Raw genomic sequence first — 15023 nt, 5'->3', positions numbered from 1 at the left:
CCTTTGACTCGCGGGGGCCAAACTTGCTGGTTCACTCCGAAATGGCAAGGCGCGCGCGGGGCAGATCGTCCTCTTGCGCGCCTTGTCATTGAAGTATGCGTGCCTAGCTTAGCGCATCGACTTCATAGCGATCAGAGGGATCCCTCACCGGCCGGTAGGTAAAGTAGTCAAAGGCGGCCGGGCTGGCCGTGCCATTAAGGTCGCTGGCCGCCACGCCGACAAAGGCGCCGGTGAAGCTGCCATGGGCCTGGTGGCCACCGCATTCGTCCGAGAGGATCGAGGCATCCAGTACCGGCCCGATGGGCTGCAGGTCCTGGCCTTCCAGCGCATAGAAGAATTGCAGCTTCCTGCCCCGAATGGTCAGCGCCAGCTTGACCTTGCCATTGTTGGGAATCTGCACCGGCTCGGCTGGGAAGCTCAGATTGCCATCGGGCCAGGATATTTCCGAGCTCATCAGCAGCAATTCGCGCTGCCCGTCCGAATGGGCGGTGACGGCGAGATAGAAGAAATTGTAGCGGCTGTAATAGGCGGTCAGCCCCGCCATGGTGCGCTCGTCGGTGGCTTTGAAGTCCACCACGGTTTCGGCATCATAGGAGAAATGCTGCTGCCGGCGGGCGACCAGCGCCTGCTCGAACCACGAGCCGATGCTTTCGCGCCCGAACAGCGTCAGCTTGCCGCCCTCGGTCGAGAAAATGCGTTCCGTCTCGGGCGTGCGCAGCCACTGGAAGTCGATCGGCAGGCCGTTCTCGAACGTATAGCGCTGCTCGGCCCAGTATTTCGCCTCGTCGCGGGTGCCGGGCACCTCGACATGGAGCGAGGGTACCGGGCCGTTCTTGACATAGAGCCAGTCGTCCTCGCCCCAATAGGCTTCCTGGATGGCGGTTTCGCGACCCAGTACGCAGCGGCGCTCCTGGGTGGTGGGGCGGCCGGTCAGGTGCACCAGATAGGTCTTGCCATCGGGCGTCTCGACAATGTCGCCATGGCCCGAGCGTTGCAGCGCAGCCAGCGGCGCGTCCTTGCTGGTGAGGATATGCTTGTCGGGATGGGTTTCGTAGGGACCATCGAGACTGCGCGAGCGCGCAAAGGTGCAGGCATGGTCATAGGCTGTGCCGCCCTCGGCGGTCAGCAGGTAGTACCAACCGTTGCGCTTGTAGATGTGAGGGCCTTCGACCAGCTTGAGATCGGTGCCCTTGTAGATATTCTTGATCGGCCCGACGAGCTTGCCGGCCTTGGGGTCGAATTCTTGCAGCGCAATACCTGCAAATTTCAGCGGCCGCGTGCGGTGGTCCCAGATCATGTTGACGAACCACTTGCGGCCATCATCATCGTGGAACAGGCTGGGGTCGAAGCCCGAGGAATTGGTGTAGATCGGGTCGGACCAGGGACCTTCGATCTTGTCGGCCCAGACGATGTAATTGTGCGCGTCCTTGAACGAGCCGTCCTTGCGCTTGACGTCGGTATAGACCAGCCAGAATTTTTCCCCGTCATGGGTGAGGCAGGGCGCCCAGACACCACAGGAATCCGGATCGCCACGCATGTCGAGCTGGCTCTTGCGGGTCAGCGGGCGCGTGATCAGCTCCCAGTTCGCGAGGTCTTTCGAATGGTGGATCTGCACGCCGGGGAACCACTCGAAAGTGGAGGTGGCGATGTAGTAGTCGTCGCCGACGCGGAGGATGGACGGGTCCGGATTGAAGCCGGGAAGAATGGGATTGGTCAGTTGGGGCATGACTCTGTCCTAGGAAGCCGGCAGGTTCCGCCGGTATTGAATGAAGCCCGAGCGCTGCGCAACTCGGTCATAAAGGGCACGCGCCGCAGCATTGGACTCGTGGGTGAGCCAATAGACGCGGGAACTGCCCTTCGCCGCGGCGTCGGCGGCGACATGGTCGATCAGCGCGCTGCCAAAGCCCAGGCCGCGGCCTTCGGGTTCAACGAAGAGATCCTGCAAATAGCAGGTATCGGCAATAGACCAGTTGCTGCGGTGATAGATCCAGTGCACCAGCCCGACTGGCACCCCATCCCGGAGCGCCAGGGCGCCCCAGGTGGGTTCAGCGGGATCAAGCAGACGAGACCAGGTCGAAGCATGGACCTCGTCGGTGAGTTCGGTCTCGTAGAAGGCCAGATAGGCCTTCCACAGTTCCGCCCACAGCTCGCGGTCGCCCGCTACGATTGCTCTGATCACTAGACGAACCGGTTGACCAGGTTTTCGAGATATTCCTGGCGGCCGGATTTGGGCTGGGGGTTGATGTTTTCGGCTAGTACCCAGTCAGAGATTTCGGCCAGGGTGCGTCCACCCTTGAGCATGGCTGCGGCCCCCTGCTGGGTCCAGCCGGCATAGCGCTCGTCGAGCAGCTTGTCGAATTCGCCGTCCTCGATCAACGCCACGGCGCCCTTGAGCCCACGCGCGAGGGTATCGAGACCCAGGATATGGCCATGCAGCAGATCCGCGGGATCAAGCGACTGGCGGCGCACCTTGGCATCGAAGTTGAAGCCGCCCTGGCCCAGACCGCCCTGCTTGAGGATATAGTAGAAGGCCAGAGCCATTTCTCCGGCATTGTTGGGGAAGTGGTCGGTGTCCCAGCCCGACTGCAGGTCGTTGCGATTGGCGTCGACCGAGCCGAGCATGCCCAGCGAGGAGGCCACGGCCAGTTCATGCTCGAAGGAGTGCCCGGCGAGGAAGGCATGGCCAACCTCGATATTGCACTTCACCTTCTTTTCGAGGCCGTATTTCTGCAAGAAGCCATAGACGGTGGCGACGTCGAAGTCGTATTGGTGCTTGCTCGGTTCCTGCGGCTTGGGCTCGATCAGGATCTGGCCCTTGAAGCCGATCTTTTCGGCATGCTCGATGACCAGGTGGAGGAAGCGGGCCATCTGGTCCTGTTCCTGGCCGATCTTGGTGTTGAGCAGGGTTTCATAGCCTTCGCGGCCACCCCAGAGCACATAGTTTTCGCCACCCAGTTCATTGGTCAGTTCCAACACGGCCTTCACCTGGCCGGCGGCATAGGCGAAGACTTCCGGATCGGGATTGGTGGCGGCACCGGCCATGTAGCGGCGATTGGAGAAGAGATTGGCCGTGCCCCAGAGCAGCTTCTTGCCGCTCTTCTGCATGTTTTCGGCAATGAGATCGCCGATGACGCGCAGGTTCTTGTTGCTCTCCTCTAGCGTCGCGCCTTCCGGCGCCACGTCCACATCGTGGAAGGCAAAGAAGGGCACGTCGATGAGGTTGAAGAACTCGAACGCCACCTCGGTCTTGAGCTTGGCGCCCTCGATGCCCTTGTCGAACCAGGGTCGATCAAAGGTACGGCCGCCGAACGGATCGCCGCCTTCCTGGGCGAAGGTGTGCCAATAGGCGATGGCGGGGCGGATATGATCTTCCATCCGCTTGCCGGCGATCACTTCGTCCTTGTTGTAGTGGCGATAGGCCAGCGGATTCTTGCTGTCCTGGCCCTCAAACTTGACCTGCGAAAGACCTTTGAAAAAATCGGTCACGAACGTGCCTCCTCGATGGCAGGGTAGAGCGCGCGGTAGCGTGCATATTGATCGGAATAGGCGGCCGCCAGCTTGTGGTCGGGCGCGATAGTGGTCTTGATCGGCGGCATGGACATGACGTCCTGCGGATTGGCGCCGGAGGCGGCACAGAGCCCCAGCCGGGCCGCGCCAAGGGCGCCGCCGAAATCGCCATCCTCGGGGAGGGCAATTTCCATGTCGAGATTGGTGGCCAGCAGTTTGAGCCAGAGGGCAGACTTGCTGCCCCCGCCCACGGCCAGCAGGCGCTTGATGCCGGTGCCGGCATCGGCCAATACGCGCTGGCAGTCGCGCATGGCGAAGGTCACGCCCTCCATCACCGCCTGGGCCATCTGGGCGGTATCAGTGGACTGGCTGAGCCCCACAAAGGACCCGCGGGCATTGGCATTGTTGTGCGGGGTGCGTTCGCCCGAGAGATAGGGCAGGAAGAGGGTCTCGCCCGGCCCCCTGAACTGGGCCTCGGCCTCGCCCGAGAGTTCCGCCTGCTTCTTGCCAGAGATGCGGCTGAGCCAGTTGAGCGAATCGGTGGCCGAAAGGATGACACCCATCTGGTGCCAGGTGTCGGGAATGGCGTGGCAGAAGGCATGCACGGCCCCTTCGGTATTGGGGCTGAAGCGTTCATTGGAGACGAAGAGCACGCCTGACGTGCCCAGGGACACAAAGCCTTCGCCGGGGCGAATGGCGCCGATGCCGCAGGCCGCCGCCGCATTGTCGCCGGCGCCGCCGGCCACCACGACAGTGCCAGACATGCCCCAGCGGGCCATGAGGTCGGGCTTGAGTTGCGCCGAGACAGCAGAGCCCTCAACCAGTCGCGGCATGTGTTCGCGCGTCAGCCCGGTCACCCCGAGCAATTGGTCGGACCAGTCGCGCCGGGCCACATCGAGCCAGAGCGTGCCGGCCGCATCGGACATGTCCTCGACATGCTCGCCGGTCAACAGCAGCCGCACATAGGCCTTGGGCAGCAGCACCTTGCGGATGCGGGCATAGATATCCGGCTCATGCTTGCGCACCCAGGCGATCTTGGGCGCGGTGAAGCCGGGCATGGCAATATTGCCGGCCAGCTGGCGCAGGGCGGGGAGCCGGGTTTCCATCTCCCGGCATTCGGCAGAAGAGCGCCCGTCATTCCAGAGAATGGCCGGGCGCAGGACGTCATCGTTCTCGCCCAGCAGGGTCGCACCATGCATGTGGCCGGAGAGGCCAATGCCGGTGACCGCCGCCAGTTCCTTGCCATGGCTGAGTTTGAGCTTGTCCACGGCGCCCAGGGTTGCCGTCCACCAGTCTGTCGGGTTCTGCTCGGACCAGCCCGGATGGGGACGCACCGGCTCGACAGCGGGGGCCGAGGCATCGCCGAGGGCTTTGCCGCTCTCGTCAATCAGCAGCGCCTTGACCCCGGACGTGCCGATATCAATACCCAGAAAGGTCATGAGGCACGTACCTCATGAAATCCGAACCTAAACATCGTAACGTCCTCCCGCCCATTCAGGGCTGCGCCGATTTGATGATTGGCGCGCTTCTTAGCGCAGATTGTCGCGCAGGAAAATCCCAATTTCAATGCTTCGAACCGTGCCGCAGGCAAAATCTCCCCAGTGGGAAGATTTTAGGTGAGAAGGCCACGAAGGCTAAGCCCTGAGTGGCAGGATCATCCCGAAGGGCAAATCGCTCCAGTGGAGCAAGTTCCTGGCGTGTTCCGGTCGGTAAACGGCGTCGCTCAAACTCGGTGCGACACCTCCCCCTTGACGGGGGAGGCAAGCGGAGCTTGGCCCGCGGGGCCATAGCGAAGCTCGGAGGGGGTGTTCACAAACTCTGCACCCAGCGCGTTGGCACCCCCACCCATCCTCCCCCGTCAAGGGGGAGGTGCTGCACCTGCGCGCGTCGCAAATTCGACCCTCACCTCAGATTATCGCGCAGGAAAATCCCGATTTCGATGGGATCGGTCGCGGCTAGCCGCCCGCCATCCAGCGCCAGGGCCCTTGCGGCGGCGATGGCCTCGCGGATTTCCCCGTCCGGGTTCTGGTCGAGTACCACATCAATGGCGCCGCTCCTCAGCCCCGCCCGCGTGGGGGCCGTCAGTTCATGGGCGATGACCCGCATTCTGCCAGCCCGCCCCGATTGTTCGAGCGCGGCCACCAGTCCGGCATTACCGGCGCCCAGATTGTAGAGCCCCGCCAGGTCCGGATGATCCGCCAGCAGGCGGGTGATGATCTCGGCCGTCTCGGTACGCTCGTCATGCCCCTCGAGCGGGCCGATAATGTCGAGGCCGACAAATTCAGCGGCCAGCGCCGCGCGAAAGCCTTCCAGCCGCTCGGCATGGTCGCGCAGATGCAGCGAACCGGCCACCACCGCCACCTTGCCGCCCTGGGGCAGGAAGCGGCCGAGCAGCGACGCAGCCGTACGCCCGGCCGCGACATTGTCGATGCCGATGAAATTGCGCCGCGCCGAGCCCGGCAGGTCGGAGACCAGCGTCATCACGGCAATGCCCCGGCGATGCGCGGCATCAATGGCGCCCAGGATTTCCGGCTCGTCGCTGGAAACGATGACGGCGCAGTCGCAGATGCGCGCGTCGAGCTGGTTGAGCCCGGCGGCCAACGCCGCCGCGTCAAGGGCCCGCACACGGCGCATGTCGAGATGGATGCGGTCGGCCAGCGCCAGCGGCGAGCGGCGATGCACCGCCTCGGCCAGGCTATCCATGAATTCGTTGGAGCCATCGGGAATGAAGAAGACCACATTGAGGTCGCGTGCCCGCGCCATCAGCGAGGCATTGAGGTCGCGCGCAAAACCGAGCTGGGCGATGGCCTGTTCGACCTTCTCGGCCGTTGCCGCCCGCACGCCGGGGCGACCATTGAGCACCCGGTCGACCGTTGCCAGGGACACCCCCGCCGCGCGCGCCACATCATGAACCGTGGCCCGGCGCTTCACCGCTTCTTCGCTCAATCCTTCACCCCACCAGCACTCGTATTGCGCCGCAGCACGATTGTTGGCGCGGGACCAAAGGTCAAGTGCAGCGTTGCAGCCCGAGGCCGAATAGCGCTACAGCTCCCGCCCGGAGCATGGGACGAGGGATCCGACAATGGCAATCGCAGTTTCAAATTTCGGCGAATATCGCGGCCAGCGGGTGGACCAGTTCCGCCTCACCAGCGACACCGGCGTCAGCGTCGACATTATCGGCTATGGGGTCGTGGTGCGCGACTGGCGCGTGCCGGTGGCCGGGGGCGAGCGCTCGGTGGTATTGGGGTTTGAGGAGTTCGACGCCTATCCCACCCATAGCCCGCATTTCGGTTCGCTGGCCGGGCGCGTCGCCAATCGCATCAAGGGCGCCAGTTTCGATCTCGATGGCGTCACCTATAATTTGCCGCCCAATGCCGGCGACCTGCAATTGCATGGCGGCGAAGAAGGGCTTGGCCGGCAGGTCTGGCAGGGGCAGGTGGACAATGCCAATAATGCCGTGCGGTTCAGCCATTTTTCGCCTGATGGCGCCATGGGTTATCCCGGCAATGTCAATTTTGCCGCGACCTATACCCTTTCGGGAAACCGGCTGCGGCTCGAGCTGACCGCCACGACCGACCGGGCGACCCCGATCAGCCTGGTGCAGCATCAATATTTCAACCTCGGCACCAGTGAAACCGTCCTCGACCATTCCCTCCAGGTCAATTCCAGCGCCTATACCGAACTCGGCGCGGATCTGGCGCCCACCGGGGCCATCCTGCCCTCAAAGGGCACCATCTATGACCTGCGCCAGCCGCGGATCATGCGCGATGCCGATGGTGCGCCGATGGACTATGACATTGGCATGGTGCTCGATACTGGCCGCAAATTGTCCGATCCTTTCGCAACCGTGGTCTCGCCCGACAAGGATCTGACGCTCAAGCTCTGGAGCGACCGACCCGGCGTGCAGGTTTATAATGGCGTCTGGACCGATGTGCAGGTGCCCGGGCTTGGCGGCAAAACCTATGGCAAGCATGCCGGCTTCTGCCTCGAAGACCAGAGCTTTGCCGATGCCGTGCACAATCCGCATTTCCCCAATGTCATTTATTCGCCCGAACGGCCCTATAGCCATTGGTGCGAGATCGAGATCGGCTGAACCCGGTTCGCCGAAGTGACCTGCTGACGCGGTCTGTCAGCCCGAACGCTCACTCTCCTGCCGGTGACGCTGGCAGGAGGCCGCGATGGAGGGATGGAATTGGACAAGACCGAGCGGCTGTTTTCGATCATGGACGCGCTCCGGCGGCATCGTCGCCCGATCACGGCCGCCGCCCTGGCCGAAGAGCAGAACGTGTCGGTGCGCACGCTCTATCGTGACATCCAGACCCTTATCGGGCTGGGCGCCCCCATCGATGGCGAGGCTGGGGTTGGCTATATGCTGAAGCCCGGTTTTTTCCTGCCGCCGCTGATGTTCAGCCCCGAGGAGCTTGAGGCGCTGGTACTGGGCGCCCGCTGGGTGGAGACGCAGCCCGACGATGGCTTGAGCGCTGCTGCCCGCAATGCCCTGGCCAAGATCGCCACAGCCTCGCCCGAGGATCTGCGTGACCGCATCAGCGACACTGCGCTCTGGCCGGTGGCCCTCTGGGGCAAGCGCAAGCCGATCCCGGTGCTGGGGGATATTCGCCTCGCCATGCGCCAGGAAAAGGCGGTCACCGTGGATTATGAGGACGAGCAGGGCCGCGCCACCAGCCGCACCATCTGGCCGGTGGGCCTGGCCTTTTACGAGGGCAAGCAGACCATTGCCGCCTGGTGCCTGTTGCGCCAGGACTTTCGCAATTTCCGCACCGACCGCATTGTCTGCCTCACCATTACCGAGGAGCGCTATGGCAAGCGCCGCGCCACGCTGGAAAAGGAATGGCGCGCCAGTTGGGAGCGCGACCGCCGCAATCACGAGAGCGAAGGCTAGCTAACCCATTCGCGCATAAAGGCTTTCGGGCCGCATATTGTCGTCGATGCGGAAGCGGTGATCGGCGGGGGGATGGGCCCTTTGCCCGCATTCCAGGCGCGGGCAGATGCGGCAGCCCACGCCAATGGGCACCACCTGCTGGTCGCTCGACAGGTCGATGCCGTCCGAATAGATCAGTTCTTTGGCGTGATGGATGGCGCAGCCCAGCCCCACCGAAAGATAGCGCCGGGGCGCATTGTAGCGATAATCGCCCTTGGTGATGGTGCGGGCGATGCAGAAGAATTTCTGCCCGTCCGGCATCTGGCTGACCTGCACATTGATGCGCTCGGGTGCCAGGAACGCGGCATAGATGTTCCAGCGCGGGCAGGCGCCGGAATGGCGCGGAATATGGATGCCGGACAGCGAGAAGCGCTTGGAGATATTGCCGGCAATATCGGTGCGCACCAGATGCAGCGGAATGCCCGAGGCGCCCTTCCTTTGCAGCGTGGTCATGCGGTGGCAGACCTGCTCGAAACTGGCGCCAAAGCGCCGGCCGAGCCGCTCGATATCATAGCGATAGTCGCGGCAGGCCTTGAGGAAAGGCGCATAGGGCATGATCAGCGCGGCGGCGAAATAGGCCGAAAGCACATTGCGCGCCAGCGCCGGCGCGTCGCCCTCTGGCAGGTCTGATTCCTCGATGATCGCGGCCATTTCCGCATCCGCTGCCATCTGTCCGATCTGCTGGGCGAGCAGGAAATTGGCGCTTTCGGCCGGCAGCAGGTCCGACACCAGCAGATGCCGCCGCGCCGCATCGAGCTGGCGGGCAATGCCATGGGGCAGGGAGGCGAGGCGCACTTCGAGCCCGAAGACGTTGAAGAGGTAGGTGCGGATGGCAGCATCGAAGCTGTCGCCGGAATTGTCGATATCGGCGCGCACCCGTCCGGCCGCATCCTCCAGCGCCGGGAAGTGGTTGGAACTGGCCTGGAGGAAATCGGAAATCGCGTCGGTGGCCATATGAAAGGGCTCGGTCTCACCCTCGGTTTTCGGTGCGGGCGCGCCCGAGGCCACCAGCCGATAGCGGTCATAAAGCTTGAGCACGGCACGCGCCGCCGCCGGGTTGGCCTGGGCAAGATCGCGGATCTCCAGATTGGTCACGTCACTATCGGCGAAGATGTCATCGCCAAAGGCTTCCATCAGGTCGCCCACCAGCCGACCCTCGTCGCTATCGACCAGCTCGCCCGGCTCGACCCCGAAATAGCCGGCAATGGAGAACAGCAGCGGCACCGTCACCTTGCGGCGATTGTGTTCGATCAGGTTGAGATAGCTGGCCGAGATGCCCAGTGACTGGGCCAGGTCCGCCTGGTTGAGATGGCGCTGGCGCCGCAGCCGCTTGATGCGGCCCCCGATCTGGCTTTCTGCTGCATCGACCATAATACCTCCCACCGAAACTTTACAGACTTTACAAATCTGCCATCCGGAATTGACCGCTGATTTACAGGTTTACTAGCGGTTCTGCGGTTATTTCTTGCACATTGGGGGCAGTTGTCAAATATTTACAGACATTAGCGAGGAGAAAGTCCGATGTACCCCACCAATGAGCAGCGCGACGAATACATCACCATCATCGCCCCCACGGCCAATGAGGCCATGGCGCAGTTCAAGGCCCGTGGCCTCGCCGCCCAGGGATTTGCCATTGCCGGTCGCATCGGCCGCCATCAGTTCACCCTGGTGGGGGGCGAGGACGCACAGGAGCTGTTCTCCGGCGCCGGCATGATCGCCGCGACCTTCAGCCGGAAAGTGGCCATCTAGTCCCAAGGCCTTCCTTCTGCCCTTGCGGGAGAAGGACGCCGGACCAGCACCCCTTTGCTTCACGTGAATCATTGCCACTCGCCATGCGGCGGGACCGGCAAAGCCATATCAAAATTTTGAGGAGACCAGACATGCTCGACAAGCCCAATCACCCTGAACGATTCCCCGCCCCGGACTATGCTCCGGACCGCTGGAAGACCGTGGCGCGCACCTATACCCCCGCCGACGTGCGGCGCCTCGCCGGTTCGCTGCCGATCCAGCATTCGCTGGCCGAAAGCGGCGCGAAGAAACTCTGGCAGCTGCTGCACAGCGAAGCCTTCGTGCCCACCCTTGGCACGTTTACCGGCAATCAGGCCGTGCAGCAGGTCAAGGCCGGATTGAAAGCCATCTATCTTTCCGGCTGGCAGGTGGCGGCTGACGCCAATTCTTCGGGCAATATGTATCCCGACCAGTCGCTCTACCCGGTCGACAGCGTCCCATCGGTGGTCAAGCGGATCAACAAGGCGCTGCAGCGCGCCGACCAGATCCAGACCATGGAGAAGGCCGACGGCACGCCAACGACGGATCTCGACTTCTTCGTGCCCATCATTGCCGATGCCGAGGCCGGCTTTGGCGGCGCGCTCAATGTGTTCGAGCTGATGAAGGCAATGATCGAGGCCGGCGCTGCCGCCGTACATTTCGAGGACCAACTGGCTTCGGAAAAGAAATGCGGACATCTGGGCGGCAAGGTGCTGGTGCCGACCAGCCAGTTCGTGCGCACGCTCAATGCGGCGCGGCTCGCCGCCGATGTCATGGGCGTGCCGACGCTGATCATGGCCCGCACCGATGCTGAGGCCGCGCGGCTCATCACTTCGGACATCGACGATTATGACAAGCCCTTCGTCACCGGCGAGCGCACTGCCGAAGGATTTTACCGGCTCAAGGGCGGCATCGACTGCGCCATCGCGCGAGGCCTTTCCTATGCGCCCTATGCGGACCTGATCTGGTGCGAAACCTCGACCCCGGACCTCAACGAAGCGCGCAAGTTCGCAGAGGCGATCCGCGCCGAATATCCCGAGCAGATGCTGGCCTATAATTGCTCGCCCAGCTTCAACTGGGCCAAGCATATGGAAGAGGCCGCCATGGCCAAGTTCCAGCGCGAGCTGGGCGCCATGGGCTACAAGTACCAGTTCATCACCCTGGCCGGTTTCCATAACCTCAGCCTCACCACCTTCGAATTGGCGCGCAGCTACAAGGAAAATGGCATGGCCGGCTATTCAAAGCTGCAACAGGCCGAATTTGCCGCCGAGGCTCATGGTTTTTCCGCCGTTCGCCACCAGCGCGAAGTCGGCACCAGCTATTTCGACGCCGTGTCGATGACGGTCAGCGAAGGGCAGAGCGCCACCACGGCCATGGCCGAGTCCACCGAAACCGCGCAGTTCCACTAACTGCCAAGGGCGGCCGAAACCGGCCGCCCAAACCTGCCCCTTGATCGGCAAAGTACGATAGGTCTAGTGTTTTTCTCAGGATCCATCGCGCTTTGCTCATGCCATGTCGTCATCCGCCAGACGTTTTGTCCTGGATCAGCTCGCCCGGGCCGGCATTTCTGTCGGAGCGCCGGCCGATGCCGATGTGACCATTCATGATGAGCGCCTCTATGCGCGCCTGTTGCGAGACGGCACTCTGGGGCTGGGCGAAAGCTATATGGATGGCTGGTGGGATGCCGAACCGCTTGATGCCGTGCTGTTCAAGCTAGTCTCCGCCAAGGTGCAGGACGCGTTTCCGCGCGACCTGCCACTGATTGCCAGCACGCTCAAGGGGCGCCTGCTCAATCTGCAACGCTTGCGACTGCGCGAGGTGGCAGAGAAACACTATGACATTGGCAATGATCTCTACGCCGCCATGCTGGACCGGCGCATGGTCTATTCCTGTGCCTATTGGACCGAGGCCGACGATCTCGACGCGGCGCAGGAGGCCAAGCTCGACCTCATCTGCCGCAAGATAGGGCTGGAGCCCGGCATGTGCGTGCTTGATATCGGATCGGGCTGGGGCGGCTTCCTGCAATTCGCGGCAGAGCGCTACGGCATTTCCGGGCTGGGCATCACCGTCAGCAGGGAGCAGGCCGCTCTGGCCAATGAACGCAACAAGGGTCTGCCGGTCGAAACCAGGCTGATGGACTATATGGCGCTCGAAGGTCAGTTCGACCGCGTTGTCTCCATCGGCATGTTTGAGCATGTTGGCTACAAGAACTACCGCGCCTATTTCGAGAAGGCCCGGTCTCTGCTCAAGCCGGATGGTCTCTTCCTGCTGCACAGCATCGGCGGCAACAATTCCGTGACCCATGGCGATCCATGGTCGGAAAAATACATTTTTCCCAACGGCATGCTGCCCTCCATCGCCCAGATCGGCGAGGCTGTGGAGGGGTTCTTCGTCATGGAAGACTGGCACAATTTCGGCGCCGACTACGACTTCACATTGATGGCCTGGCTCGAAAATTTCGACGCGGCATGGCCGGAACTTTCGAGCCGCTATGACGAGCGCTTCCGTCGCATGTGGCGCTATTACCTGTCGGTCTTTGCCGCTCTGTTCCGCGCCAGGCAGGTCAATCTCTGGCAGATCGTGCTCTCGCCCAATGGCGTGCCGGGCGGCTACCGGCGGGTAAGTTGAAAACGTGATTCACGTGAAACGCTTATCCACAGGCTTGTGCACAGGCCTCAGAAGATCGATTGCCTGAGCGGCAATTTGATCGGCGCGGGAAAGCCCGTCGCCAGTTCGTCCCAGAAGCGGTCACGCAGCACTTCGGGAAAGACATGGCCCTCTGGCAGGGCGTCCCGGGCAAACCAGCCGGCTTCGGAAATGGCTTCGCCCTCCGCCGGATTGGCGCTGACGTCGATTTCGCCCGAGACATATTCGGCCAGGAACCAGAATTTCACCAGGCGGCCGCTTTCATCGACCAGTTCGTCGATATAGGCCATGGCGCCGGCCCTGACACGAAGTCCGGTTTCCTCAAAGGCCTCGCGTTCGGCGGCCGCCGACAGTTCCTCAACGCCTTCCACGCCGCCACCGGGACCGGCCCAGAAATCGTGAATGCCGGGCCGCAAATGGCGCACCAGCAATATCCGTTCATCAAGCAGGGCCAGGACCCCGGCAGAGATACGATGGCTCATGGGTCTCGTCCGATCAGGCAGCACCGAAATTGAGCCTGTAGCTCAGCGCTTCGGCGATATGGGGCCGGGCCACCTTATCGGCGCCGGAGAGATCGGCAAGGGTGCGGGCCACCTTGAGCACCCGGTGATAGGCCCGCGCAGAAAGGTTGAAGCGCTCGGCCGCCTGCAACAGCAGGGACTGGCTTTCCCGGTCCGGCTCGACCAGTTTTTCAATCAGCGCCGAGGGCGCGGCAGCATTGGTGAGCACCTGGGGATGACCCGCCGCTGCATAGCGCTGCCTCTGCCGTTCGCGCGCCGCGGCCACCCGCTGGGCCACATCGGCCGAGGATTCGGCCGGTGCGCCCGGCGTGATCATGTCGGCAGCCGAAACGGAAGGCACGTCGACACGGATGTCGATGCGATCAAGGAAGGGTCCGGAAACCCGCCCCTGATAATCGCTGGCACAGGCCGCCCCGCGCTTGCAGCTATGGCCCGGCGTGCCCGCCATGCCGCATTTGCAGGGGTTCATCGCCGCGACCAGCTGGAACCGGGAAGGATATGAAACGCGGGCATTGGCGCGGGCGATCACCGTTTCACCGCTTTCGAGCGGCTGGCGCAGGCTGTCGAGCACATTGGGCGCAAATTCGGGCAGTTCGTCGAGAAACAGTACGCCATTATGCGCCAGGCTCGCCTCGCCCGGCCGCACCTTGAGCCCGCCGCCCACCAGGGCCGCCATGGAGGCCGAATGGTGCGGAGCCCGGAAGGGCCGGCGATCGGAGAGAGTGCCGCCGGCCAGTTCCCCGGCAATGGACTGAATCATCGAGACATCGAGCAGTTCGCGCGCAGAAAGCGGCGGCAATATCGAGGGCAGCCGCGCCGCCAGCATGGATTTGCCGGCGCCTGGCGGTCCGATCATGAGCAGATTGTGCCCGCCGGCCGCCGCCACCTCCAGTGCCCGGCGTGCTACGGCTTGGCCGCGCACATCAATGAGATCGGGCAGGGCGCCCGGCGCCGCCAATTGCCGCCCCGGCTCCGGCCGCCCCTGTAATTGATGGCCGGTGAGATGATTCGCCAGAGCAATGAGGCTATCTGCCGCGATGATATCGATATCTTCGCCGGCCCAGGCCGCTTCGGGGCCTGAGGGGGCGGGGCAAATAATGCCCAGCCCTTTGGCACTGGCCGCCATGGCCGCAGGCAATATGCCGCCGACATGGGCCAGGCGCCCATCGAGCCCCAGCTCGCCCAGCGCCATGAACCCGTCAAGCGCATCCTGGGGAATGGCACCGAGCGCGCCCATCAGCGCCAGAGCGATGGGCAGGTCATAATGACTGCCCTCCTTGGGGAGATCGGCGGGCGCCAGGTTGATGGTGATACGCTTGGGCGGCAGGCCGAGGCCTGATGCGGTGAGGGCCGCGCGCACCCGCTCGCCGCTTTCACGCACCGCCTTGTCAGGCAGGCCCACCAGGACCAGGCCCGGAAAGCCAGGCGCAATTTGCGCCTGCACGTCGACCGGCACCGCTTCGATGCCCTGAAACGCCACTGTGGTAACGCGCGATACCATCTGACCTGCCCCCAACCGGCGATCGGACGCTAGCAGAGAGTGAGAAACCCGGCAAGAACGTAAAGCGAACAGATTGCGGTTTGTTAACCATGCCCGCTGCCACAATGGTTACCCTAAAGCTCCATTAACCGAGGCATGTTGA

The 15023-nt window shown here is 63.2% G+C and carries 13 protein-coding genes; 5 read left to right on the top strand and 8 right to left on the bottom strand.

Translation table 11 applies throughout. The features are described 5' to 3' along the window. Window positions 1-103 precede the first annotated feature (103 nt). The 5 genes from ACXYMS_RS14260 to ACXYMS_RS14240 form a co-directional block, all read right to left on the bottom strand. Window positions 104-1726 (bottom strand): glycoside hydrolase family 43 protein, encoded by a 1623-nt coding sequence (locus tag ACXYMS_RS14260; RefSeq protein ID WP_458907330.1) that lies wholly within the window; start codon window positions 1724-1726, stop codon window positions 104-106. A 9-nt stretch (window positions 1727-1735) separates the two neighbouring features. Next, complete coding sequence (locus tag ACXYMS_RS14255) at window positions 1736-2179, bottom strand: GNAT family N-acetyltransferase (protein WP_458907328.1); 444 nt, start codon at window positions 2177-2179, stop codon at window positions 1736-1738. Further along, window positions 2179-3486 carry a xylose isomerase gene (xylA, locus tag ACXYMS_RS14250; protein ID WP_458907326.1) on the bottom strand — a complete coding sequence of 436 codons (1308 nt, stop codon included), beginning with the start codon at window positions 3484-3486 and terminating at the stop codon, window positions 2179-2181. Before xylA ends, ACXYMS_RS14255 begins: the two co-directional genes overlap by 1 nt. Further along, complete coding sequence (gene xylB, locus ACXYMS_RS14245; RefSeq protein ID WP_458907324.1) at window positions 3483-4946, bottom strand: xylulokinase; 1464 nt, start codon at window positions 4944-4946, stop codon at window positions 3483-3485. The genes xylA and xylB overlap by 4 nt, the downstream gene beginning before the upstream one ends. Before the next feature lie 463 nt (window positions 4947-5409). Continuing rightward, complete coding sequence (locus tag ACXYMS_RS14240; protein WP_458907322.1) at window positions 5410-6453, bottom strand: LacI family DNA-binding transcriptional regulator; 1044 nt, start codon at window positions 6451-6453, stop codon at window positions 5410-5412. Window positions 6454-6589: 136 nt separating this feature from the next. On the opposite strand from ACXYMS_RS14240, the gene ACXYMS_RS14235 reads away from it, so the two are divergent. Together ACXYMS_RS14235 and ACXYMS_RS14230 are read left to right on the top strand one after the other, a co-directional pair. Beyond that, window positions 6590-7600, top strand: a complete 1011-nt coding sequence (locus ACXYMS_RS14235) for an aldose epimerase family protein (RefSeq protein WP_458907320.1) — start codon at window positions 6590-6592, stop codon at window positions 7598-7600. A 99-nt stretch (window positions 7601-7699) separates the two neighbouring features. Further along, the gene (locus ACXYMS_RS14230; RefSeq protein ID WP_458907318.1) at window positions 7700-8407 is read left to right on the top strand and encodes a helix-turn-helix transcriptional regulator; all 708 of its coding nucleotides are present in this window, start codon (window positions 7700-7702) and stop codon (window positions 8405-8407) included. Here the strand turns inward: ACXYMS_RS14230 and ACXYMS_RS14225 are convergent, their stop codons facing one another. Further along, window positions 8408-9817 (bottom strand): helix-turn-helix domain-containing protein, encoded by a 1410-nt coding sequence (locus ACXYMS_RS14225; RefSeq protein ID WP_458907316.1) that lies wholly within the window; start codon window positions 9815-9817, stop codon window positions 8408-8410. 150 nt (window positions 9818-9967) lie between these two features. On the opposite strand from ACXYMS_RS14225, the gene ACXYMS_RS14220 reads away from it, so the two are divergent. The 3 genes from ACXYMS_RS14220 (at window position 9968) to cfa (ending at window position 12841) form a co-directional block, all read left to right on the top strand. Continuing rightward, window positions 9968-10195, top strand: a complete 228-nt coding sequence (locus tag ACXYMS_RS14220; protein WP_458907315.1) for a hypothetical protein — start codon at window positions 9968-9970, stop codon at window positions 10193-10195. A 131-nt stretch (window positions 10196-10326) separates the two neighbouring features. Then, on the top strand, window positions 10327-11622 hold the full coding sequence (aceA, locus tag ACXYMS_RS14215) for an isocitrate lyase (protein WP_458907313.1): 1296 nt from the start codon (window positions 10327-10329) through the stop codon (window positions 11620-11622). 103 nt (window positions 11623-11725) lie between these two features. Continuing rightward, window positions 11726-12841 (top strand): cyclopropane fatty acyl phospholipid synthase, encoded by a 1116-nt coding sequence (gene cfa, locus ACXYMS_RS14210; protein ID WP_458907311.1) that lies wholly within the window; start codon window positions 11726-11728, stop codon window positions 12839-12841. A gap of 47 nt (window positions 12842-12888) precedes the next feature. Here the strand turns inward: cfa and ACXYMS_RS14205 are convergent, their stop codons facing one another. Then, on the bottom strand, window positions 12889-13341 hold the full coding sequence (locus ACXYMS_RS14205; protein WP_458907309.1) for an NUDIX domain-containing protein: 453 nt from the start codon (window positions 13339-13341) through the stop codon (window positions 12889-12891). Between the two features lie 13 nt (window positions 13342-13354). Continuing rightward, complete coding sequence (locus tag ACXYMS_RS14200; protein WP_458907308.1) at window positions 13355-14881, bottom strand: YifB family Mg chelatase-like AAA ATPase; 1527 nt, start codon at window positions 14879-14881, stop codon at window positions 13355-13357. Window positions 14882-15023 lie beyond the last annotated feature (142 nt).

The organism is Devosia sp. CAU 1758 (genome assembly GCF_054482695.1).
The sequence above is the reverse complement of the archived record's forward strand: the minus strand, read 5'-3'. Positions and strand labels throughout refer to the sequence as shown.